Source organism: Flavobacterium tyrosinilyticum (assembly GCF_023656565.1).
Taxonomy (GTDB): Bacteria; Bacteroidota; Bacteroidia; order Flavobacteriales; family Flavobacteriaceae; genus Flavobacterium; species Flavobacterium tyrosinilyticum.
Genome location: NZ_JAMOKG010000001.1, coordinates 1,372,591 through 1,395,745 on the forward strand (window position 1 = coordinate 1,372,591; position 23,155 = coordinate 1,395,745).

A 23,155-nucleotide genomic window follows, 5' to 3' on the forward strand; every position below is an offset into this window, starting at 1 on the left:
TTTCAAAAGAATGAGTCTAAATAACTTGTATTTGAGTTTGGAGAAAGCCGAAAATCCCAAGAGTAGGTCCAAAACAAATTATTCTAAATATGATAGAATGGTATAAAATTGCCATGTTCCAGAACTATGCAAACTTTAGCGGAAGAGCTAGAAGAAGTGAATATTGGTATTTTCGTCTTGCGACAGGAATCCTCTTTTTTGTATTTGCTTTTTTAGCGATAATATTATCTGCGATTTTAGGCCCAACAATAGGTCTTTCAATTGCTGGAGTTCTATTTTTTCTTTACATGCTTGCATCTATAATTCCGTCTTTGTCTGTTACAGTTAGAAGAATGCATGATTTAGGCAAAAGTGGCTGGACAATTTTAGTTGCTTTAATTCCGTTGGCTGGACCTATTTGGATGTTAGTTTTGTTGATTACTGAAGGAGAGTTTGGAGAAAACTATTACGGTCCAGATCCTAAAAGTACAATAGAAGAAATTGATGAAATTGGAATTAATAATTAACTAAATAATATAAAAAATGGAAACAACAAAACCAGAAAGCTGGAACACGCCGTCGCAACCAAGACAGGAAAATAAGAAAGTATTAGCTGGACTTATGGGTATTCTTTTTGGATCTTTAGGAATTCACAAATTTGTACTTGGTTATACTCAAGAAGGAATTATACAAATCGTAATTAGTGTAGTTACTTGCGGAATTGGTAGTATAATCGGATTTATTGAAGGAATCATTTACTTGACAAAATCAGATGAAGAGTTTTATCAAACGTACCAAGTTGGTAAAAAAGGCTGGTTTTAAGAGAAAACGCATATAATACTAGAAATCCCATTCAGAAATGAATGGGATTTTTTTTTGACTAAAAAAGTCTTTTTATGATATTTTAAAAACTTTTAGTGGCTGTTCGCGATTGGCAAAGTGAGTAATCTTGCACTCTGATAGAAACGAGTAATGGAGTAACTGAAAATCCGTAAGAGTAGGGAAATTATAAAAAAGTATTATGTTAGAAATTTACAAAAAAGTAGTTTTACAGAATTACGCAAACTTTAAGGGAAGAGCAAGAAGAAAAGAATTTTGGATGTTTTTGTTAGCGAATGCTATAATTGGTTTTGTTATTGGTTTTCTTGCCGGATTGATATCAGAAAAGCTAATGATTCTTGCAAGTATTTTTAATTTGGCAATTTTATTACCTTCTATTGCTGTTGCAGTAAGAAGATTACAAGATGTTGATAAAGAATGGTGGCATATTTTTATTCCATTTTACAATATTTATTTGTTTTGCCAAGATGGTACAGTAGGACCTAACCAATACGGAGCAGATCCTAAAAACAGATTATAAGATATTAGAGAGATCGGAAAAGATCTAAACTAGTTTATAAAAAATTGTAATTAAAAAAATCCCATTTGTTTATGCAGATGGGATTTTTTGTAGAAAAATAGATTTTGTGATAAAGGCAGCTGAATTTGTTTAAGGAAAATGAAAAATACATAAAAATGAAAAACTCGGAGATAATTTTACCAGATGAATTAAAACACATTAATGACTGGTTTTGGGATATAATAAGTAAAGCGAAGCAGGACGAAAACAAACTTCGTAAAATACTTGAAAAAATGGATAAAGATGCAATATATGATTTTCAAGATTTATTTATAGAAGCAGCGGTTGAGTTACGTTGTCAGCCTTTTACAGATTTTACAGAGAGCTCAGAAGATGGAATTGACGATATAAGTAATTGGGTTGTAAGTAAAGGAAAAGCCTATTATGTTGAAATTTTAGATTATCCAGAAAGAATACCTTATTCTGTTGAAGACAAAACAGAAGAAATTATTGCTCATGTAGCAGATGAGGTTTATTTTGAAAAGTTTGGCGAAACTACAGGTCTTTATTGATTTATTCAATATGGCGCGGAACAGCGACAACCGATAGCGCGGATTTACAATCCTTGCCCATTCCAATGAGAACGAAAAGTGTATAAGAAACAAGGTCAATAAATAAAAGATCATAAGATATATTATGCGGGCACGGATTGCAAATCCGCGCTATCGGGTTAAATAATAGATTTTGCAAATTCACACTATTAGAATTCTTAATTATCATAAACTTTAGAAATTATGGATATTAACGAAAAATTGAAAAGAGCTTACAGAAAGTATGAAGAGAATTTTTCTACAGGAATAAAGTTAGGAGACGTAGCGAAAGATTATGAAGTAGGTAAAACCAAAATAATTGGTATAGTTGAAAGTAATAATATTGAAAAAGACCATATTTTGCTTTTAAATTTGCGAAATGTTTATTCTCTAAATCTCTCCAAATGGAAAGATGATGTTGTTTTAAGTGGAGGAAATGATATTCAACATTTGAAGAACATGCAAATGGTCACTTTTTACCAATGCATGGCTCAAGAGCTTTACAAAATAAAATATCCTACAATGATAACTTCTTACAATTTGTGGACAGTTGTTGTTGCTTTAATTCATTTTGTGATTTTTGGATGGAAACGGGAAGAAGAAATTTTATTTGAGTTCATAAAAAGAAATTTTGGTAGCAGTTTACTGAAATCGAATACGACATCTGAAAAACATGTATGGTTTTTACTTAGTCTTTATTTAGAATATAGAAATAAGACAATTGAGAGGGTTAATGAAAAGAAAAGCTTCGTAAGTGCTCTTTTTAAAAAGAAAAAAACTGAAAATGCTTTAGATTATGAATTGGGTATTTATGAAGATGTTTTAAAAAAATGGAATATAAGTAATCTAGAGAAAATAGAAGAATTAATTAATAAAATGATAGAGTATCATTCAGAATTAGTTTCGAAAATAGGTCAATTAGGCGAGTTTACGAATTTTCAATATGGTTTCTATCCGTATGAGATTTTGTTTTTAATGCATATTAGAAAAAGTAAAGGATTGCCAAATCCAACTCAGTTTAATAGCTTTTTAATGAATACAGTTGAAGCAAAATTGACATTTAAAGATTTTGAGCCTTATCCAGAATTTGATCCTTTGGTTCGTATTGTTGATGATTTTTATAAAAAGAATTATTCGGATTATATTCCAAATAAGGTTGATAAATTGTTTGAATGAAAAAAAACATACAAAAAGAGAAAAAGCAAATTACGTTCACGAGCGGGACGCTCGCGCTAGCGTTGAATTAGTGGATGCTGGGCAAGGTATGTTGAGAATAATTATTCCTAAGATTATGTTAGAGTATTCTAAATGTCTTATTTGTGATGTTTTTCAAAAAGAGAAAAACATTGTTGAAGAAAACGAGTGGTGGTTAGATTAGATATGTCGATAACACCGATTGCAAATCCGCGCTATCGCTTTTTTTGCGGTTTATGGATCTAATCAATCCGCTAGAGTTAGTCCTGCTCGTGACCGCAAATTGAGAACCCCAACTTATAAAAGAAAGTACAAATTGGAAGATAAGTAAATATGACGAAAAAAGAAATTGAGTTACTAAAATTAGAAATAGTTGAACTAACAGAGTTGTTTTATAATGAATGGGATGACTTACGTGATGCATTAAGTAATGCTGGTGTAAAAATTAATAACGGCCGTTTAGTTGCAATGTATGAAGATGAGAATGATAATATGGATGGTGTTTTTATAACAGAAGATAATCTGATAGTTAAGTACGAAATTTTAAATAATATTGCGTACGTAAAAATTATTTCAAATGTTGATGAAGTCTCTGAAGATTATCCACAAGTTATTGTTGCTATTCAAAGTTAAATACCCGATAGCGCGGATTTGCAATCCGTGCCCGCTCCAATAAGAAAAAAAACAATGTCAATAAAGTACGAGGGAATTACAACAGACCAGGTTGTGGATTTATTGTGACACTCTTTGCTGGCACGGATTGCAAATCCGCGCTATCGGGGTATGGTTGGATTTGTTGAAGGAATCATCTACTTAACAAAATCGGATGATGAGTTTTACCAAACGTATCAAGTTGGAAAAAAACCTTGGTTCTAAAAATTTTACAAATCCCATTTCTGATTGCTGAAATGGGATTTTTTTTGGAAATTTCTCCCAAAGAAGTGATTTTAACTTAAGACATTATAATAAAAATTTTATTTTACTAAATAAAAAACGTTACTTCATTGTAATTAAATTTTAATATAAAATATGGGATTATTTAGCAGAAACAATAAGATTGAAAAACCCGAAGTTCTTCTTGAACTACGAAGTCCAAGTTGTCCAATAACAGCGGTTGTAGAACAAGACAATAGAACAGCTTATTTTTATTTGTTTGGTGATAACGAAGATTTTGGTATGAAAAGCTGCTGGATTCGAAATTTAATTGAAGCACCAGAAAAAATAGAAACAAAACTGATGGAAAAAGGTGTTCCTCCTATGTTAACCAAAGAGTTTTGCAAATTTCCAAAAGGTCAAGAAGCGCTTAATGCTGATAATTTGGAGATTGTTTGGTTGGAAGAAGGGGATGGGGCAGCATTATTGGAAAATGGAGAGATTTTATGCGTAATTCCTAGTTGGGGAGGAGATGGAGGATTTTATGGTTATGCACGCGATTGCATTGGTACGGGTGATTTTGCTTGGGAACTTTCAGAAGATAATGAAATGCGCAAACGTGTTAAAAGTGCAATTAAATTTTTTGAAGCATGGGAGAAATTCGTCAATCCTTTTCAATTAGTACAGCCTGAAATCTTAAAGTACTATGATGAAATGTTTGGTAAAAGCGAAAAATATTTCGCAATTGATGGACCAGAGGGGCCGCCAAAAGGTTTGTATGTGCTTGAAGGAAATGAAAAAACTGTTTTTGCAACCGTGGCAGTATCATTACGACCACAGCCAAAAGTAGAGATGTATTATGAAAATCCTGATGAAGTCAATAGAATTGAACTTGGAGTTATTCTAAAATCTGGATTGACAAATGAGCAAGTAAACGATGTTGCGGGTCTTATAAGTGGAATTGCAATGATACCGTGGGATTATATTACATTTTTGGCAGAAGGGCATACGGTAGAATTTCAAACAAGTATTAGCGAAAAATTTAAGTATGCAGTACTTACTAATAAATTAAAAGTTTTACCTCAAATTAACTTAACTAGTTATGCCAAATCAAATGTTTCTTTTTTATTGATTGTACCCATTTCAGAGAGAGAAATGGAGGTAATGAAAGAATCTGGATCACAAGCTGTACTAAGTAAACTTGACAGCATAGGGGAGGAAATATTCAATTTAGAGCGAAATGAAGTGGTTTAAGGGTAGTTTGAAAAAAAAGAAAACTCATAGGTCTATGAGTTTTCTTTTTTTTTATAATTATTTTTTTAATCTTCCTTCTCGGATAATTTACGTTCCAATTCAATCTGAAACTCTTCGATAACAGGTTTCATTGTGCTTTCTGGAATATCGGCGATTCTAATGTACATTAAACCGTCGATAGCGTTATTAAATAACGGATCAACGTTGAAAGCTACAACTCTTGCATTTTGTTTGATGTATTTCTTAATTAAAACAGGCAAACGTAAGTTTCCTGGTTCTAATTCGTCAATGATTTTATCAAACTTATTCAAATCAGATTCTGCTTCGTCGAAAATGAAATCTTTGTCAGCGTCTTTCAGTTTTACTTTGTACGCTTTTTTCGGGTGAATGTATTGTGCGATATACGGATCGTAATAGTTCGATTTCATGAACTCAATCATCAATGATTTAGAGAAATCTGAAAACTGATTACTGATACTTACACCTCCAACTAAATATTTGTGTTCTGGATGGCGCAAAGTGGTATGAATAATACCTTTCCACAATAAGAACAAAGGCATTGGTTTTTGCTGATACTCTTTTACGATAAATGCACGACCCATTTCGATCGATTTGTGCATCATATCATGAAGTTCTGGTTCAAACCTGAAAAGATCCGTTAAGTAGAAACCTTCAATTCCGTATTTTGGATAGATTTCAGAACCTAATCCCATACGGTAAGCACCAGCGATTTTTTTGGTTTCATCATCCCATAAAAACATATGGTGATAATATTGGTCGTATTCATCTAAGTCAATAGATTCATTTGTTCCTTCTCCTACTTCACGAAAAGTAATTTCACGAAGACGCCCTATTTCATGTAAAATGTTCGGAATCTCTTTTGCACTTGCAAAGAAAACCTCATAGTTTTTGCTTTGTAAAAATCTGCTGTCATTATCACGCAATGCCTGAACTTCATCAATCAATTTTGATTCGCTTGCAGCTGTTACAATTTTTTTAGGTGCTTTTGGTATTTTAAGACTTGCTGTATCAATCAGTTTGGTGTCTTTTTCAAACGGATTGGCTAGCATATAGGTTTTCTTTCTCAAGAATTCTGAGTATTCTTCAAAAGATTCAATTTCGTTTTGTTCAGATACAGAAATTGGTTTTCCAATACGAACTTTAATTACACGATCTTTTTGCGTAAGCAATTCTGAAGGTAATTTAGCGGTACGTAAAGTGTCATCAATTTTAGAAAGCCAGTAGAATAATTTACTGTTTTTGGCATGAAAATAAATCGGAACTACAGGAACTTTTGCTTTTCTAATTAGTTTAAGAGCACCTTCTTCCCAAGGTTTATCCACTACTAATTTACCATCTTTATAGGTAGAAACTTCACCAGCAGGAAAAATACCTAGTGGTTTTCCGTCGCTTAAATGGCGCAACGTTTCTTTAATACCAATTACGCTCGATTTTGCATCCTTATGGTTTTCAAAAGGATTAACCGGCATAATGTATTTTTTCATCGGAACAATTCTGTGTAATAAGAAATTGGCAATGATTTTGAAATTTGGCTCTCTTTCAAGCATTAATTTCAAAAGCAAAATTCCGTCAATTCCGCCAAGCGGATGATTTGAAATGGTAATATACGCACCATCTTTTGGTAGACGTTTTAAATCTTCTTCTGGGATTTCGAACTTAATTTCCATTTCATCCAAAATTCCGTTCAAAAACGCAAGGTCTTCCAAGTGTTTATTGCGGTCGTAAATTTTATTAAGGGTCGAGATCTTAAGAACCTTCATAAGAATCCAGCCAGAAAAGGTACCGAAAACTCCGTACTTTTCAACATTTATTGCCTTTGCAACTTCTTTCGCGGTAACTAAACCCATGTACTACTTTTAATTTATTAGAACAGCGAACAAAGATAACAAAAAAGTCTACTTTTCGTTGTTTCCAAGACAAACTTTGCACTTTTTTATTACATTTGAAATCCTTAAAAAAATCACTGATGAAAATTATTTCTTATAATGTAAACGGAATTAGAGCCGCAATAAACAAAGGGTTTATTGAGTGGTTGCAACAAGCAAATCCTGATGTTATCTGCCTTCAGGAAATAAAAGCTACGCAAGATCAAATTCCGGTAGATGATATAACAGCAGCGGGTTATCCGTTTCAATACTACTATCCTGCAACCAAAAAAGGGTATAGCGGAGTAGCTATTCTTTCTAAAACTAAACCAAACAATATTGTTTACGGTACTGGAATTCATCATATGGATTTTGAGGGTAGAAATCTTCGTGCAGATTTTGATGATGTTTCTGTAATGAGCTTGTATCTTCCATCTGGAACAAACATTGAAAGGCTGGATCATAAGTTTATGTTTATGGATGATTTTCAGAATTATGTCAATGAATTAAAACTTACGATTCCGAATCTGATCATCTGCGGAGATTATAATATCTGTCACGAAGCAATTGACATTCACGATCCAGTTCGTAACAAAACAGTTTCTGGATTTCTTCCGGCAGAGCGCGCTTGGTTGGATACTTTTATGAAATCTGGATTTATAGATAGTTTCCGTCATTTCAATAAAGAACCGCATCATTATTCTTGGTGGAGTTACCGTGCAGGAGCAAGAGGAAACAATAAGGGTTGGCGTATCGATTATAATTTGGTAAGTAACGCATTAGAAGACAGATTAAAAAGAGCGGTTATACTTCCAGATGCTATGCATTCAGATCATTGTCCGATTTTAGTTGAGATTGATTAATTTTTGGTATTGTTCTTGCTGAAAAAGATTTAAATTTTAAAATTGATATTGCAATTGGCATTGAATTTTGAAATTTAAAATTATTAAATGCCTAAAATAAAAACTGATTAAAGATGATTAAAAAAGCCTCCATCGGATTACTAGTATTAGCTTTGTCCACAACGTCGTGTGTTTCTAAGAAAATTTACAATGATCTAGAAACAAAATATTCAGATTTGAAAAAAGAAAATCGTTCTATTGCTGATGAAAATGAAAATTTGAAGAAAGCAAAGAATCAATTGGAAACCGATCGTGATAAACTGGTTAAAGATTTAGCAACTGCTAATGATGATTTGGCAAAACAAAAAGCAGATTTGGCGGCGGCTCAAAATAAATATAAAGTTTTACAAGATTCGTATAATGCATTGGAGAAAAACAGCAATGATGCATTAGAGAAAAACATGGCAAAAAACCGTGAATTGTTAGCACAATTAGAAGCAAAAGGTAAAGCTCTTGCAGAGGAACAGGCTCGTTTGGACAAAACAGCAAATCGTCTAAAAGAATTGGAAGATATGATTGCGGCGAAAGAAGAAGCAATGCGTAAGCTTAAAGAAACTTTATCTAAAGCATTAACTGGTTTTGAAGGTAAAGGTTTGACAGTAGAACATAAAAACGGAAAAGTTTATGTTTCTATGGAAAACAAATTGCTTTTCAATTCAGGAAGCTGGGCTGTTGGAACAGAAGGTAGAAAAGCGGTTGTCGAACTTGGAAAAGTTTTAGGTGATAATCCAGATCTTTCTGTTTTAATTGAAGGACATACAGACGACGATCCGTACGCTGGTTCGGGGCCAATCGCAAACAATTGGGATTTATCTACTAAAAGAGCAACAGCAATCGTAGCGATTTTAACCGAAAACCCAAAAATCAATAAACAAAAACTAACAGCAGCAGGAAGAAGCGAGTTTTCTCCTTTGGCAAGCAACGCAACTCCAGAAGGAAAAGCGAAAAACCGTAGAATCGAAATTATCTTAACTCCAAGATTAGATGAGATTGCGGAGATGCTTAATACTATTAATTAAGAGGCTAAGGTTCTGAGATACTAAGTTTCTAATATTTTAAAAAAAGGGTTGAAGTTTTACTTCAGCCCTTTTTGTTTCCTGCAAGGTTTTTAAAACCTTGTAGGTTTAGCTCGTTTGTTTGGAGAAGAAATACACCTCTAAGGCTTTGAAAACCTTTTAGTTTAAACGTTAGATTTGGAATTTGGATTTTTTAAATTGGGATTTCTGTTTTATTATTTTCGTAACTTTGGATTTCAAAAAGATTAAACTATGGGGCTTCCTGAATTAAAAGAGAAAATAAAAAATCAATTGGATTTGGCTGATGAAAGAGTTCTGCGAATTGTTTCTTCAGTTTTTGATAATTATTTAAATGAAGTGGTTTCGTATGATGCGAAAGGAAATCCTGTGACATTAATTGATTATCATAATAAAGTAGAAGAAGGTTTAGAGGATATTAAATACAATCGCATAATCTCAAGTCAAAATTTGTCAAAAGAAATGAAAGATTGGGATAATGAATAAACCAACAGTTTTTTGGTAAGAGCATGCAAAATTAGATTTGAAGGAAATTTATTTTGAATTTAAGAGTAAATATTCGAAAGAAACAGCATTAAAAGTTAGAGACGAATTATTTAATAGTGCGAATAATATCATTTTTGCCGAGCAATTTCAATTCGATGAATATAGAATAGATTGCCGTAGAATTGTGGTTAGAAATTTTAAAATTCTATATAAAATCAAAGAAGATTCTGTTTTTATTGTTAGAATTTTCAACACATTTCAAAATCCATTAAAAGGCTTAAAATGAACTTAGGTTCAAAGTGACAAAGATGCAAAGGCTCAAAGTAAAAAACTTTGAGCCTTTTTATTTCCTGCAAGGTTTTCATAACCTTGTAGGTATAGGTTTAGGTTTGTTTGTAATAAAAGAAACACCTACAAGGTTTTGGAAACCTTGCAGGAGAGATCAAAAAAAACTTGTAGTTTTTTTAACCTTTTTCAAATCCTAATTTGAAAAATCCCTTTGTAACTTTGTCTCTTTGCAACTTTGAACCTTTAAGAAAAAAATGAAATACACTACATTACCCAACACCGATATAAAAGTTAGTAAAATATGCCTTGGAACAATGACTTTCGGGCAGCAGAATACAGAAGCAGAAGGACACGAACAAATGGATTATGCTCTTGAAAGAGGAGTTAATTTCTTTGATACTGCCGAAATGTATTCGGTTCCGGCGAGTGAAGCGACTTACGGAAGCACAGAAAAAATTATTGGGACTTGGTTTAAAAAATCAGGAAATAGAGACAAAGTGGTTTTAGCATCTAAAATTGCAGGTCCGAATCCGAATTTTGGATATATGCGTGAGAAATTGGATTTTTCTCCGGCAAGTATTAAGTATGCAGTTGAAAACAGTTTGAAAAGACTCCAAACTGATTATATCGATTTGTACCAAATGCACTGGCCAGAAAGAAAAACGAATAATTTCGGACAGCGCGCTTTTCACGGACATGATGATGTTTGGGAAGATAACTTTAGAGAAATCTTAGAAACTTTCGATGGATTAATCAAAGAAGGTAAAATCAAGCACATTGGGGTTTCTAATGAAAATGCTTGGGGAATGATGCGTCTTTTGGAAGAAAGCAAATACAACAATCTGCCAAGAATCAAAACCGTTCAAAATCCGTATTCTTTATTGAACCGTTTGTTTGAAGTGAATTCTGCAGAAGTTTCAAAATATGAAAATGTTGGCTTATTAGGATATTCGCCTTTAGCATTTGGAGTTTTGACTGGAAAATTTTTAACTGGAGAAAGTCATCCGAAAGCGAGAATTAATCTTTTTCCGCAATATAAACGTTACAATAGTGACCAATGTACTGAAGCGACTAAATTGTATCTGGAAATCGCTAAAAAACATGGTTTAACGTTAACGCAATTGGCAATGGGATTTGTTTTGCAACAGCCGTTTTTGACAAGCGCTATTATCGGAGCGACAACTACGGAACAATTAAAAGAAAACATTGATACTATTGATGTGGTTCTTTCTAAACAAATCTTAGCAGAAATTGATGCGGTTCAGGCTATAATTCCAGATCCTGCGCCATAAGTTTTTTTTTGCCACGAAGGCGCTAAGGCACGAAGTTTTTTAATCTCGCAAAGACGCAGAGTCGCAAAGTTTTTTTTTAAGCTCAATAGCGTCCAGCTTTAGCTGGATGAGAAGATAAATGCAAATCAAAGGGCTTTAGCCAAACTTTACTAGTTTGGCTAAAGCCCTTTTCTATTTCGATTTTTTTCCCCCTAGCTTAAGCTAGGGGCTATTGAAAAACTTTGCGACTCTGCGTCTTTGCGAGATTAAAAACAAAAAAACTTTGTGTCTTACCGCCTTCGTGGCAGAAAAAAAACTATAAATCAAATTCATCATCAACAGCCAAAGAATCTTTTTTGATTGCTGTAGAATCTGGAACTTTAATTTTGATTAAAGAACGCGCATTTCCTGAAATGTAAACAGGCAATAATCCGATTGTGTCTTCTGGAACTAAAAGCCCTCTTCTAAACATTAAGTTCTTTAGGAATTTTTGGTTTTTAATAGCATAATCTTTCAAGTTACCTTCATCGTTAAACTGATACATGAATTTTCTTGGTTTCGGAATAATAGTTGCCAAATACAAACATTCGTCAACATTTAAAGCCGAAGGACTTTTTTGAAAATAGAAATGACTTGCTTCTCCAATTCCGTACACATTTGGTCCCCATTCAATAATATTGAAATACACTTCTAGCATTCTTTCTTTGCTTACAATTCGGTTGTTTTCTAAAATGTAAACTAGAAGGATTTCTTCAAGCTTTCGCGAAAGCGTCTTTTCACGAGTTAAAAAGACATTCTTAATTAACTGCATGCTGATTGTGCTGGCACCGCGAGAGAATTTCTTAGTTCGAATGTTTTTAAGAATCGATTGTTTGAACGCTTCGTTTATGAATCCGCGATGCGAGAAGAAAGAAGGATCTTCTGTCGTTAGAACAGATTTTCTTAGATAAGGAGAAATTTGGTCCAAAGGCGTATAATTCGGATTTGCATTTCCGACTAAAATAGGTCTTTGCAACACATTCTGAATAATGGCACGATAAACAAACTCGCCGTTTAGTTTATTTAAATCGGCTTCGCCATATTTAGTGATTTGTAAATCTTCTTTGTTAAGCTTACTATCAAAAACAAGCGTATTGGGTTTGTTTTTATTGAATTTGAAATCTAATTTGTAATCGAAATTTCCAGTGGCCTGCATTCCTTGGAAATGGGTGAATAAACCGTCAGGAAGCGAAACGATAAAATCTTGCGCTTTCATTTTCGGAATATCCATTTTCAAAGTATAAATCGTGTCTTTTTCGGTATCGTAAGAAATGTAAGGACGAACTTTGATTTTATTCAACTGCATGCTCGAAGTGCTGTCGATAGAAATAAAGCTATCGCCTAATAAAAATCGGTAATCAAAACGCGCATTTTTTATAACCACATCTTTGCTAGCGATTTTTGGATGATTGATTTTAAGATTGGCAATAGAAGTGTAACCGTCTATATGGAGTTCGCTGCCGCTTTTGTCTATGTTTTGAACATTTAGGCGAATAGAATCAAAACTGGCTTTTAAGTTATAACGCTGATCTAAATACGGAACGCGAATAGCGCCAGTATCTAAGTTGAAAAAGCGAATATCGGCCTTTTTATTTCTCGGATCAGCAAATCCTTTAATATTCCAGCGTTGATCAAAATCTTTTGCTTGGACATGAAGATTGGTTTCGAGCTGTTTGTTGCTTAAAACGAGTTTATCTACAGCAATATTGGTTTGTTTTCCGTTATCGTCAATTTTGAATTTGAAATTTTTCAAATCCATATCGGTCGGAACCAAATTCAATACTTTCGAAATGATTCTGTAAGCAAAAGCAGCGTATTTACGTTTTTCATTTGAATCGGTTTCTTCTCGATCTCTTTTTAGAAAAGCATCAAAATTTCGTTTTTTGCCTTTTTTTACTAATTGAATATATCCATTGTCTACTTTTAAAGTTCCAACTTGAACATCTCCAATTAATAAATTACTTAAACTGATGCTGGTTTCGACATTTTTAATTTTGACAAGGGTATCAGCATTTATTGGAGCCAAAACAACATCAGTCAATTTTATAGTCGATAAACCATCAAATGAAGCCGATTGTACAGAAAAGTTACTTTGGTATTGAACAGCCATTTTGTGGGTAACTTTTGCAATGGCTTGTTTTAAAAGGGAATCACGAAAATAGTAAAGTCCGATGCAAAGCACTACGATTACTATTCCTAGTATTTTTAATGCTTTGTATATTTTTTGTTTTGGAAAATTCATAAAATTAGTTTGCGTCGAAATTATTCAGTTTTCAAATCTAGGATAAATTTAAATTTAAAATTATAAGCATGTACAATTTTTCTTTTAATTTTTGAGTGACGCATGTAAAGGGCTTGTGTAAAATTAAGTAAATGTATTTTTTGCCGAGTGATTTAAGTTTGTCAGTGCAGTTTTTTTTTCAATTTACGGAATACCGTAATATTTTATAGTATTTATCTTATATATTTGTCGAATTAAATATTAAAAAATAGTAAAATGAAAATTTTAAAGAAAATTATGTTTTTGTCTTTTGCAATTGGTGCATTAGTATTGTCTTCATGCAGTAGTGATAATTCGTCTGATGATACAGATACTCCGAGCAGTCAGGAAGGATTTATGAAATTTAAGTATAATGAAAAAGAATATACGTTTTCTGAACCTGCTTTAATTACTTCAGGAAGTGTAAATATAATGGGAAGCACGGGAAGTGATGACACGTATAAAAAAATCTCTTTATGGGCTCCTTTAAATATTACGACAGGAAATCATCCAATAGTTTATGATTTGTCAAATCTTACAACTACTTATCAGGCTACTTTTAGTTTTATGCCAGAAATAAACAATACCGAGGCTACATCTGGAACTATAAATATCACTACCAATGATGATAAAAAAATTGAAGGGACTTTTAATTTTTCAGGAACTTCAAAAGGAAAAACATTTACAGTTACTGAAGGAAGTTTTAGAATTATAAAATGGTAAGAATTTAAAAAATGCTATAAATAAATCCTGCAAATGAGGTATATCATACTCACGAGCAGGATTTTTTATATTGATACCCTGAAAATTATCCAAAAAGGATACTTGCAACATCTTCAATTTTTGCTACAAGCTCAATCTTAATTCCGGTATTTTTTAAAGCAATTTTGTTGTATTTAGAAACAAAAATAGTATCGAAACCTAGTTTTTCAGCTTCCTGAATGCGTTGATCAACGCGATTAACAGGACGAATTTCGCCAGAAAGTCCAACTTCGCCAGCAAAACAGAACCCTTTTCCAACAGGAATATCTTCGTTTGAAGATAAAATCGCAGCCACAACGGCCAAATCAATTGCAGGATCATCTACAGAAATTCCGCCAGTAACATTCAGGAAAACGTCTTTTGCGCCTAAGCGAAATCCAGCTCTTTTTTCTAAAACAGCCAAAATCATGTTTAGCCTTTTTGCGTTGTAACCTGTTGTACTTCTTTGTGGTGTTCCATAAACAGCGGTACTCACCAAAGATTGTATTTCGATCATCAACGGACGCATACCTTCTAAAGTTGTCGCAATTGCAGTTCCGGATAATTCTTCGTCTTTATGAGAAATCAGGATTTCTGAAGGATTGCTAACTTCTCGCAATCCGCTTCCCAACATTTCATAAATTCCTAGTTCTGATGTAGAGCCAAAACGGTTTTTAAGCGAACGCAAAATTCGATAAATATGATTTCTGTCGCCTTCAAATTGGAGCACAGTATCAACCATGTGTTCTAGGATTTTTGGTCCAGCGATATTTCCATCTTTTGTAATATGTCCAATCAAAATTACAGGAATATTGCTTTCTTTAGCAAATTTTATCAATTCTGCTGTGGTTTCACGAATCTGAGAAATACTTCCCGCAGTCGATTCGATATAATCGGTATGTAAAGTCTGAATGGAGTCGATTATGACCACTTCAGGTTGAATGGTTTCAATTTGTTTAAAAATATTCTGCGTTTTGGTTTCCGTTAAAATATAGCAGTTATCGCTATTTGGCGTTATTCTTTCGGCACGCATTTTAATTTGTTTCTGACTTTCTTCTCCAGAAACATATAATGTTTTATACGGTAACTTTAATGATACTTGAAGTAAAAGTGTACTTTTTCCGATGCCGGGCTCACCGCCCAAAAGAGTCAAAGATCCAGGAACAAGTCCGCCGCCTAAAACACGATTCAATTCGCTATCAGTAGTGTCCATTCGAACTTCCTGAGTAGAATCAATTTCGTTAATTTTTAAAGGTTTTGGTGCTTTGCTTATTGGAGTAGGTTCACTTTTCCAAGCGACCTTATCTTGTTTTTGAATGATTTCTTCGGCAATCGTATTCCATTCTTTGCACGCGTTGCATTGCCCTTGCCATTTGGCATATTGGGTTCCGCAGTTTTGGCAGAAAAAGGAAGTTTTAACTTTTGACATTATTTACTTTTTTTAGCAAGTGTATTCATTTCGTCAATTTTCTCATACATCAAGTCTTTGTTCAAATCACCAATTGGCTCCATTTGTGAAGCGTTTTGGTATTTTTTCGAAGCATGTTTAGGATCGCCCATTTTTTCGTACATCAAACCTAATTCATATTCTCCCAACATGGCTTTAGGGTAATTTGCATTTCCTATTTCAGCCATTTTCCCTAGTTCGCTGTAAGCATTTCTTTTTAAAATAAGATTTTCTACTACTTTAAAATCGCTCATTCGAACTGGAATTTGAACTCCTAAAGCTTCAGACATTGTAGCATATTTTTTTTCTAAATATTCTGCATAACCTTCTTGAAGAACCGCAATTTTGTCGTTGTATTCGGCAGAATTTATAGGACGGTATACTTCAAAAATCTGGTATAATGCACTTGGTATAGAATGCAATACTTCTGTATAATGTGTTGCGCCTTTAAATACATCATATTTATAATTCACTAACGGATTATTGGCGATTTTAATATTGCTGTTTAATTTTTCTATTGGCTCTTTAATTTTTTTAATATCGCCTTCTCCTGCAGAAAGGTAATAAAAGACAGGGCTTTTTATTTTAGCAAATTTCTCTGCAATGCGCACTTCCATTTTTGGGGCAAGTTCTGGACTTAAACAGATATAGGCATTAAAAAGCGGAATTTCTTTATATAAATAAAAATTAGCAAAACTTGCTGTTACATCATGACCTGCAATAAGTCTGAAAGGCGAAGTGCGGTATTTTTTTTCGATATAAGGAATTAATTCTGCTCCAATAAATTCAAAAAATTTTGCTCCTTTTTCAAAAGGAAGACCTTCGTTTTGGTCAATTGTTGTGTCGTCATAACGTTCTTCATCTTTGTTTTGATGAATTCCGATAATGATCATTTCTGGAATATCATCCCAATAAGTTCCATAACTTACGGCTCCAGAAAAAGGATCAAATAAGTAATCTCCATCCAATAAATAAAGAACAGGATATTTTTTGTCTTTGTTGGTTTCGTAAGAAGCGGGAAGTCCAATTGTAATTCTGCGCTCTTCTCCGAGTTTTTCCGATTTAATGTTGTCGAACGTTTTTTGGGCAAACGACGAAAACGAAATTAATAAAAATAGTAGGTAAACTTTTTTCATGATTTGTGGCATTTCAGTAAATTAAAAAGTATTGAAAATAGTGTAGCAATATACTATTTTATTTGCTTCTTTGTTAATGAGGTTAAAATTTGAAGCACAGTATTTTAGCGTCAAAATCATTTTAGATTAAGACAAAAGAAAGTTTTTTTGTTCAAAATTGACTTTTGACAAAGTAGGGGAATTCGGTAAGAAAAAGAAAATCTTAGGTTAAAGAATTGTCGTTTTCATTCGGGAAAATAATCCATGGTTTGAAGGTTTTGGCCTCTTCAAAATCCAAAGTAGCATAAGAAATGATAATGATGATATCATCTTTTTGCACTTTTCTAGCTGCAGGACCATTTAAAGTAATTTCTCCTGAATTTTTTTCACCTTTAATAGCGTAAGTCTCAAAACGCTCGCCATTATTAATGTTAACAATAGATACTTTTTCGCCTTCAATAATGTTTGAAGCCTCTAGTAGAGTTTCATCAATAGTAATACTTCCAATGTAATTTAAATCGGCTCCAGTTACTTTAACTCGATGAATTTTTGATTTTATAACTTGAATTTGCATGCTGCAAAGTTAGATTAATTTAATGAAATGGTGTCAATCAGTCTTATAGAATTAACAAATACCGCTATAAATGCGCGATATTTTTTATCATTCTCTTTCTTATCGATAGACAAAAGTGTAGATTCGTCAGCAATAACAAAATACTCCAGTTCGAACTCTTTGTTGTCTTTGAAAGAATTTTCTACAAATTCGATTGTTTCTTGCGGAGAGTGATTTTGGAAAATCTCTTTTGCCTCGTTCAAAACTTTGTAGATAATAGAAGCGTCTTTTCTTTCTTGCGGAGTTAGACGTTCGTTTCTTGAACTCATTGCAAGCTCATTTTCTTCTCTAAAAATGGGACAACCGACGATGTTTACTGGTAAGTCAGTTTTTTCAACTAATTTTTTTACAATTTGAAGCTGCTGAAAATCTTTTTCTCCAAAATAAGCATTTGTTGGAGTTACGATTTCAAAAAGGCGTTTTACAATTGTTCCAACACCATTAAAATGACCAGGTCTGAATTTTCCTTCCATCTGGTTTTCCAATCCGTCAAAATCAAAAGTCTGAGAAACGGTATTTCCTTCGTAAATATCTTCGACTGAAGGTGCGTATAAAATAATTTTATCGCTTAATGTACGCATTTTCTTAACATCTTCTTCTAGTGTCCTAGGATATTTTGCTAAATCTTCGGCGTTGTTAAATTGAGTTGGGTTGACAAAAATACTTACTACTGTATCGTTGTTTTCTTTTAACGAACGTTGCATTAAAGCCAAATGTCCTTGGTGTAAAGCGCCCATTGTGGGTACAAATCCGATAGTAGAATTTGCGGTTTTGATAGTTTTTAGATAAGCTATCAAGGCTGCTTTACTGTAGAAAATATGCATTGAGGTATTATTAAAATTTATGCAAACATAATATATTAGTTATAAACTGCATAAATTTTTGTAATTTTGCGACGTTTTTATTACCAAAATTAAGTAAAATACTATTATGAAAGATAAGAGGATATTATATGTATCATCTGAAGTCGTGCCTTACTTGGCTGAAAATGAGGTTTCTTTAATGTCTTATGACGTTCCGAAAATGATTAATGACCAAGGTGGCCAGATAAGAATTTTCATGCCAAGATATGGAAATATCAATGAGAGAAGACACCAATTGCATGAAGTGATTAGACTTTCAGGGATGAATTTGGTAGTGAATGACTTAGATATGCCGTTGATTATTAAAGTAGCTTCCATTCCGAAAGAAAGAATCCAGGTTTATTTTATTGATAACGATGAATATTTCAAACGTAAAGCCACTTTTACAGATGAAGAGGGCGCTTTATATCCAGATAATGACGAAAGAGCAATTTTCTTTGCAAAAGGCGTTGTGGAGACTGTGAAAAAATTAAACTGGGTTCCAGATATCATACATGTTCACGGTTGGCTTGCGGCAATGCTACCAATTTATATGAAGCATTATTATAAACACGAAGCCCTATTTTCTGAAACGAAAATTATTACTTCTGTTTATGGGCAGTCATTTGATGAGAACTTAGATTTAGAAATGATAAATAAAGTTAAGTTTGATGGTGTTCCTCATGAAGCAGTGTCAGATTTGGAAGTGCCAAATTATGAGAATGTTTTAAAAGCTAGTATATTACATTCAGATGGTGTAATCATTGCGTCGGAAAATGTTTCTCCAAGTTTAACAAAATTTATAGAATCTTCAGGAAAACCTTTTTTACCTTTCGCCACGAAAGATGCATTTGCTGACGCTTATACAAATTTCTATAGAACATTTGGACTTTAAATTTTAATTTTATTTTTTGACATGTATAAAACTTCTTTTATTAAGAAAGCTCTTTTGGCTGTAATGGCTGTTTTTCTATATTCTTGTGACAAAGATTTTAATGCGATTGGTGATGGTTTGATTGGAGATGATCATTTTGGACTTGAGGCTGAAAAATACGATGTTGTAGCATTTAATCAAGAAGTTACCCCTATTCAGTCCAATACCATGACGCCAAATGCTCTTGGTATTTTAGACAATCCGCTTTTTGCAAGCACTACGGCAAATTTTGTAACTCAGGTCGGACTTTCTAGTTATCCTATAAAAGTTGGGGATTCTCCTGTAATTGAAAGTGTTGTGCTTGAAATTCCATATTTCAACCATGCAACAACTACAGATAATGAAGGAAATACCACTTATGTATTAGATTCTATTTATGGAGACAAAAATGGAAAAATTAAATTAAGTGTTTATGAGTCTGGAATCCAGATGAGAAGCAGTTATTTAAGTGGAGGTACCCAGTTGCCACAGTTTTATTATACAGATCAAAACACTGATTTTTTCAACAATAAATTGGGAAATCGCTTAAATGATGAAAAAGCGACAGATGGAACTTTTAAAGATGATCAATTCTTTTTTGATGCGAATGAAATCAGAATCGAAACAACTGATGATAAAGGAGCAAAGACAACTACAAGAAAAGCACCTCAAATGACACTGCAGCTTAACAAGCAGTTTTTTCAAGATAGGATATTAAATGCAGATGCTTCAAAGCTTGCTGCAGAAGATGTTTTTCAAGAATATTTTAGAGGTTTGTACTTTAATGTTGAGAAATCGGGATCTAATCCGAGTAATTTGGCACTGATGGATTTTTCTAAAGGGGTTATTACAATTAAATACAAAGCAAAAACTAGCTCAACTACAGATGATCCTGAAGCTACCGAAGACAAGGAGATTCTTTTGAACTTGAAAGGTACTTTTACAACCACGGCTAATTTTCTACAAGATACTAGAAATGCAGACTATCAAAGTGCTATAACAACAAATGTAAATAAAACAGATGGAGATGAAAGGCTGTATTTAAAAGGTGGAGTAGGCTCTTTGGCAGTTATAAAACTTTTTAATCCAACAGATGTTTTAAGTTATGATTCTAATGGCGCGGTAGTAAATGGAGCAAATGGAGTTGCTGACCAATTGGATGAAATTAGAAGTAATGTCGTTATTAAGAATTGGAAAGTAAACGAAGCTAATTTAGTATTCTATATCGATGCTGATAAAATGGCTGGTGCGCAAGAGCCAAATAGAGTGTATTTGTACAATTTAACAGATAATACCATTTTGGCAGATTACTCTACAGATGCTGTATCTGCTTATGGTGGAGTAATTAGTAAAGGTACTGATAAAAGAGGAAAAAGCTATAAGATTAGAATCACGAGCCATATTCGTAATTTAGTAAAAGATGCGACGGTTAAAAATGTTGATTTAGGCTTGGTTGTTTCTCTAAGTCCAACTACAGTTGCATTTAATGCGCTTAAGGAGAAAAATGCTATTACTCCAGTAGTGCCTAGAACATCATTGTTAAATCCTCTTGGGACAATCATATATGGAGCAAAAGCTTCTATTCCAGAAGATAAAAGATTGAAGCTTGAGGTGTACTATACGAAACCAAATTAATAAATATATATGTGTGGAATTGTTGGATATATCGGTCATCGAGAGGCTTATCCTATTGTAATAAAGGGATTAAAGCGTCTGGAGTACAGAGGATATGATAGTGCCGGCGTTATGTTGTATGACAACGAATCGGGCATTAAAGTTTGCAAAACAAAAGGTAAAGTTTCAGATCTTGAAGCTAAAGCCGATGAAGGTTTTACAATAAACGGTAATATTGGAATTGGACACACACGTTGGGCAACGCACGGGGTTCCAAATGATGTGAATTCTCATCCTCATCTTTCTAATTCTGGTGATTTAGCAATTATTCATAACGGAATTATAGAGAATTATGCGCCTTTAAAAGAGGAGCTTATCAAAAGAGGTTATACTTTTAAGTCAGATACAGATACTGAAGTTTTAGTTAATTTGATCGAAGAAGTTCAAAAGAACGAAAATCTTAAATTGGGTAAAGCTGTTCAAGTTGCATTAAACCAAGTTGTGGGTGCCTATGCAATTGCTGTTTTTGACAAAAAAAATCCGAATGAACTTGTTGCGGCTAGATTAGGAAGTCCGTTGGCAATTGGTGTTGGAGAAGGAGAATATTTTATTGCTTCTGATGCTTCACCATTTATTGAATATACTTCTAATGCCGTTTATTTAGAAGATGGCGAAATGGCAAATATTAGATTGCATAAGCCAATTAAAATTAGAAAAATCCAAGATGACTCTTTAGTGGATCCTTATATTCAAGAACTTCAAATGAATTTGGAGCAGATTGAAAAAGGAGGATATGATCATTTCATGTTGAAAGAAATCTACGAGCAGCCAAGTGTAATTAAAGATACATACAGAGGAAGGCTTCATGCCAATGAAGGAATTGTTCAAATGGCTGGTGTTGAAGATAATTTAGAGAAATTCTTAAACGCAAAACGTATTTTAATCGTAGCGTGCGGAACTTCATGGCATGCAGGTTTAGTGGCAGAATATATCTTTGAGGAATTTACCCGTATTCCTGTAGAGGTTGAATATGCTTCTGAGTTTAGATACAGAAACCCAATCATCAACAAAGACGATGTAGTTATCGCTATTTCACAATCTGGTGAAACTGCAGATACTATGGCGGCTATTAAATTGGCTAAAGAAAACGGAGCATTTGTATTTGGAGTTTGTAACGTAGTGGGATCTTCTATTTCTAGAGAAAGTCATGCAGGCGCTTACACGCACGCAGGACCAGAAATTGGAGTAGCTTCTACAAAAGCATTTACTACTCAGATCACTGTTTTAACGATGATTGCTTTACGTTTAGGAAAAGCGAAAGGAACATTGTCAAACACAGATTTTCATACGTATCTTCAAGAATTAGAAATTATTCCTGAGAAAGTAGCTGAAGCATTAGAAACTAATGATAAAGCAAAAGAAATTGCTGCTGCCTTTAAGGATTCACCAAACTGTCTTTATTTAGGTAGAGGATATAATTTCCCTGTTGCTTTAGAAGGTGCACTAAAATTAAAAGAGATTTCATACATCCACGCAGAAGGATATCCAGCTGCAGAAATGAAACATGGTCCGATTGCTTTAATTGACGAATTTATGCCGGTTATTGTAATTGCTCCAAAACAAGGGCACTACGATAAAATTGTAAGTAACATTCAGGAAATTAAATCAAGAAGCGGTAAAATTATCGCTGTGGTTACAAAAGGAGATACTCAAGTACGCGAATTGGCAGATTATGTAATCGAAATTCCAGAAACTTCAGATGCATTATCACCATTAGTTACCACAATTCCGTTGCAACTACTTTCTTATTACATTGCTGTAATGAGAGGTTGTAATGTTGACCAACCACGTAACTTAGCGAAGTCGGTTACAGTAGAATAAAAATTCTATTTTAAAATATTAATATGTTAAAAAAGCGAGATTTAGGTCTCGCTTTTTTTGTGCTCAAAAGTTAAAATTAAGATAAAATTTGTAAGAATATAATTATTTTATATGTTTGTAGGAAATATTTTAAATTTTATATGCCGTGCAAAGATTTCTACTCCTTATTTTTCTTCATTGCTCCTTTTTTTCAATAGCTCAAACTAAACTCAACTTCAGCTACGATCAGGCGGGAAACCAGATTACGAGAATATTGTGCATTAATTGTTTGGCTAAATCTGCAAAAGAAATTGTAGAGCCAGAAGCCATAACCGAAAATGATTTAGAAAAATTCTATCCAGAAGATGTTGTTTCCTACTACCCAAATCCAGTAAGAGAAGAGCTGTATTTGCATTGGGAATTGGCACATGATAATTATGTGACTGCTGTACATGTTTATTCTATGACAGGACAAGTATTGCGAACTTTCCAAATTAGCACTACTGCAAATAATTTAAGCATCCCTTTTCAGCAATATCCTACTGGGGTTTATCTGGTACTGCTTTCGTACAAAAACGGCGGAGAAAAATCTATTAAAATCATTAAAAAGTAGTT

General features: G+C 33.3%; 24 protein-coding genes and 1 pseudogene. 19 read left to right on the plus strand and 6 right to left on the minus strand.

Annotated features, from left to right (window positions below):
* Window positions 1-89: 89 nt before the first annotated feature.
* The 9 genes and pseudogenes from NCC77_RS06080 (at window position 90) to NCC77_RS06115 (ending at window position 5,229) form a co-directional block, all read left to right on the plus strand.
* Entirely contained in the window at window positions 90-506 is a 417-nt protein-coding gene (locus NCC77_RS06080) for a DUF805 domain-containing protein (RefSeq protein ID WP_250834788.1), read from the plus strand.
* Between the two features lie 16 nt (window positions 507-522).
* Window positions 523-801 carry a TM2 domain-containing protein gene (locus tag NCC77_RS06085; protein WP_111284944.1) on the plus strand — a complete coding sequence of 93 codons (279 nt, stop codon included), beginning with the start codon at window positions 523-525 and terminating at the stop codon, window positions 799-801.
* A gap of 199 nt (window positions 802-1,000) precedes the next feature.
* Window positions 1,001-1,339: a DUF805 domain-containing protein gene (locus NCC77_RS06090; RefSeq protein WP_250834789.1), complete on the plus strand. Its 339-nt coding sequence runs from the start codon at window positions 1,001-1,003 to the stop codon at window positions 1,337-1,339.
* Between the two features lie 155 nt (window positions 1,340-1,494).
* Window positions 1,495-1,890: a DUF4240 domain-containing protein gene (locus NCC77_RS06095; protein WP_250834790.1), complete on the plus strand. Its 396-nt coding sequence runs from the start codon at window positions 1,495-1,497 to the stop codon at window positions 1,888-1,890.
* A gap of 222 nt (window positions 1,891-2,112) precedes the next feature.
* Complete coding sequence (locus NCC77_RS06100) at window positions 2,113-3,084, plus strand: hypothetical protein (protein WP_250834791.1); 972 nt, start codon at window positions 2,113-2,115, stop codon at window positions 3,082-3,084.
* Window positions 3,077-3,286, plus strand: a complete 210-nt coding sequence (locus NCC77_RS06105; protein WP_250834792.1) for a hypothetical protein — start codon at window positions 3,077-3,079, stop codon at window positions 3,284-3,286. The genes NCC77_RS06100 and NCC77_RS06105 overlap by 8 nt, the downstream gene beginning before the upstream one ends.
* A gap of 149 nt (window positions 3,287-3,435) precedes the next feature.
* Window positions 3,436-3,735, plus strand: a complete 300-nt coding sequence (locus tag NCC77_RS06110) for a hypothetical protein (protein WP_250834793.1) — start codon at window positions 3,436-3,438, stop codon at window positions 3,733-3,735.
* 147 nt (window positions 3,736-3,882) lie between these two features.
* Window positions 3,883-3,978 (plus strand): annotated as a pseudogene (locus tag NCC77_RS23030) (TM2 domain-containing protein); the annotation flags it as partial.
* Between the two features lie 153 nt (window positions 3,979-4,131).
* Window positions 4,132-5,229, plus strand: coding sequence for a suppressor of fused domain protein (locus NCC77_RS06115; RefSeq protein WP_250834794.1), 1,098 nt, complete (start codon window positions 4,132-4,134; stop codon window positions 5,227-5,229).
* 65 nt (window positions 5,230-5,294) lie between these two features.
* Here the strand turns inward: NCC77_RS06115 and NCC77_RS06120 are convergent, their stop codons facing one another.
* A complete protein-coding gene (locus tag NCC77_RS06120) occupies window positions 5,295-7,097 on the minus strand; it encodes a GNAT family N-acyltransferase (protein WP_250834795.1) in 1,803 nt (600 codons plus the stop codon).
* A 119-nt stretch (window positions 7,098-7,216) separates the two neighbouring features.
* On the opposite strand from NCC77_RS06120, the gene NCC77_RS06125 reads away from it, so the two are divergent.
* From NCC77_RS06125 to NCC77_RS06140, 5 genes are all read left to right on the plus strand, one after another.
* Window positions 7,217-7,978, plus strand: coding sequence for an exodeoxyribonuclease III (locus tag NCC77_RS06125; protein ID WP_250834796.1), 762 nt, complete (start codon window positions 7,217-7,219; stop codon window positions 7,976-7,978).
* Between the two features lie 113 nt (window positions 7,979-8,091).
* A complete protein-coding gene (locus tag NCC77_RS06130) occupies window positions 8,092-9,036 on the plus strand; it encodes an OmpA/MotB family protein (protein ID WP_250834797.1) in 945 nt (314 codons plus the stop codon).
* Window positions 9,037-9,285: 249 nt separating this feature from the next.
* The gene (locus NCC77_RS06135) at window positions 9,286-9,537 is read left to right on the plus strand and encodes a hypothetical protein (protein ID WP_250834798.1); all 252 of its coding nucleotides are present in this window, start codon (window positions 9,286-9,288) and stop codon (window positions 9,535-9,537) included.
* 37 nt (window positions 9,538-9,574) lie between these two features.
* Window positions 9,575-9,823, plus strand: coding sequence for a type II toxin-antitoxin system RelE/ParE family toxin (locus NCC77_RS23035; protein WP_432442303.1), 249 nt, complete (start codon window positions 9,575-9,577; stop codon window positions 9,821-9,823).
* Window positions 9,824-10,079: 256 nt separating this feature from the next.
* A complete protein-coding gene (locus tag NCC77_RS06140) occupies window positions 10,080-11,117 on the plus strand; it encodes an aldo/keto reductase (RefSeq protein WP_250834799.1) in 1,038 nt (345 codons plus the stop codon).
* A gap of 295 nt (window positions 11,118-11,412) precedes the next feature.
* Here NCC77_RS06140 and NCC77_RS06145 read toward each other — a convergent pair whose 3' ends face one another.
* Window positions 11,413-13,377: a transglycosylase domain-containing protein gene (locus NCC77_RS06145; protein WP_250834800.1), complete on the minus strand. Its 1,965-nt coding sequence runs from the start codon at window positions 13,375-13,377 to the stop codon at window positions 11,413-11,415.
* A gap of 255 nt (window positions 13,378-13,632) precedes the next feature.
* On the opposite strand from NCC77_RS06145, the gene NCC77_RS06150 reads away from it, so the two are divergent.
* Window positions 13,633-14,118 carry a DUF6252 domain-containing protein gene (locus NCC77_RS06150; RefSeq protein ID WP_250834801.1) on the plus strand — a complete coding sequence of 162 codons (486 nt, stop codon included), beginning with the start codon at window positions 13,633-13,635 and terminating at the stop codon, window positions 14,116-14,118.
* A gap of 85 nt (window positions 14,119-14,203) precedes the next feature.
* Here the strand turns inward: NCC77_RS06150 and radA are convergent, their stop codons facing one another.
* The 4 genes from radA to panC all read right to left on the minus strand — a co-directional run bounded on the left by radA (window position 14,204) and on the right by panC (window position 18,135).
* Window positions 14,204-15,565 carry a DNA repair protein RadA gene (gene radA, locus NCC77_RS06155; RefSeq protein ID WP_250834802.1) on the minus strand — a complete coding sequence of 454 codons (1,362 nt, stop codon included), beginning with the start codon at window positions 15,563-15,565 and terminating at the stop codon, window positions 14,204-14,206.
* Entirely contained in the window at window positions 15,565-16,719 is a 1,155-nt protein-coding gene (locus NCC77_RS06160; protein WP_250834803.1) for an alpha/beta hydrolase, read from the minus strand. The genes radA and NCC77_RS06160 overlap by 1 nt, the downstream gene beginning before the upstream one ends.
* A 202-nt stretch (window positions 16,720-16,921) precedes the next feature.
* Window positions 16,922-17,272, minus strand: a complete 351-nt coding sequence (gene panD, locus NCC77_RS06165) for an aspartate 1-decarboxylase (protein WP_008465481.1) — start codon at window positions 17,270-17,272, stop codon at window positions 16,922-16,924.
* 14 nt (window positions 17,273-17,286) lie between these two features.
* Window positions 17,287-18,135 (minus strand): pantoate--beta-alanine ligase, encoded by an 849-nt coding sequence (gene panC / locus NCC77_RS06170; protein ID WP_250834804.1) that lies wholly within the window; start codon window positions 18,133-18,135, stop codon window positions 17,287-17,289.
* A 106-nt stretch (window positions 18,136-18,241) separates the two neighbouring features.
* Between panC and NCC77_RS06175 the strand changes: the two genes are divergently transcribed.
* The 4 genes from NCC77_RS06175 (at window position 18,242) to NCC77_RS06190 (ending at window position 23,153) form a co-directional block, all read left to right on the plus strand.
* Window positions 18,242-19,048, plus strand: coding sequence for a glycogen/starch synthase (locus NCC77_RS06175; protein ID WP_095930313.1), 807 nt, complete (start codon window positions 18,242-18,244; stop codon window positions 19,046-19,048).
* Window positions 19,049-19,069: 21 nt separating this feature from the next.
* Entirely contained in the window at window positions 19,070-20,701 is a 1,632-nt protein-coding gene (bamH, locus tag NCC77_RS06180; protein ID WP_250834805.1) for a BamH family beta-barrel-assembly machinery protein, read from the plus strand.
* Window positions 20,702-20,710: 9 nt separating this feature from the next.
* On the plus strand, window positions 20,711-22,561 hold the full coding sequence (gene glmS / locus NCC77_RS06185; protein ID WP_250834806.1) for a glutamine--fructose-6-phosphate transaminase (isomerizing): 1,851 nt from the start codon (window positions 20,711-20,713) through the stop codon (window positions 22,559-22,561).
* A 145-nt stretch (window positions 22,562-22,706) separates the two neighbouring features.
* A complete protein-coding gene (locus NCC77_RS06190; protein WP_250834807.1) occupies window positions 22,707-23,153 on the plus strand; it encodes a T9SS type A sorting domain-containing protein in 447 nt (148 codons plus the stop codon).
* The last annotated feature ends 2 nt before the right edge of the window (window positions 23,154-23,155 follow it).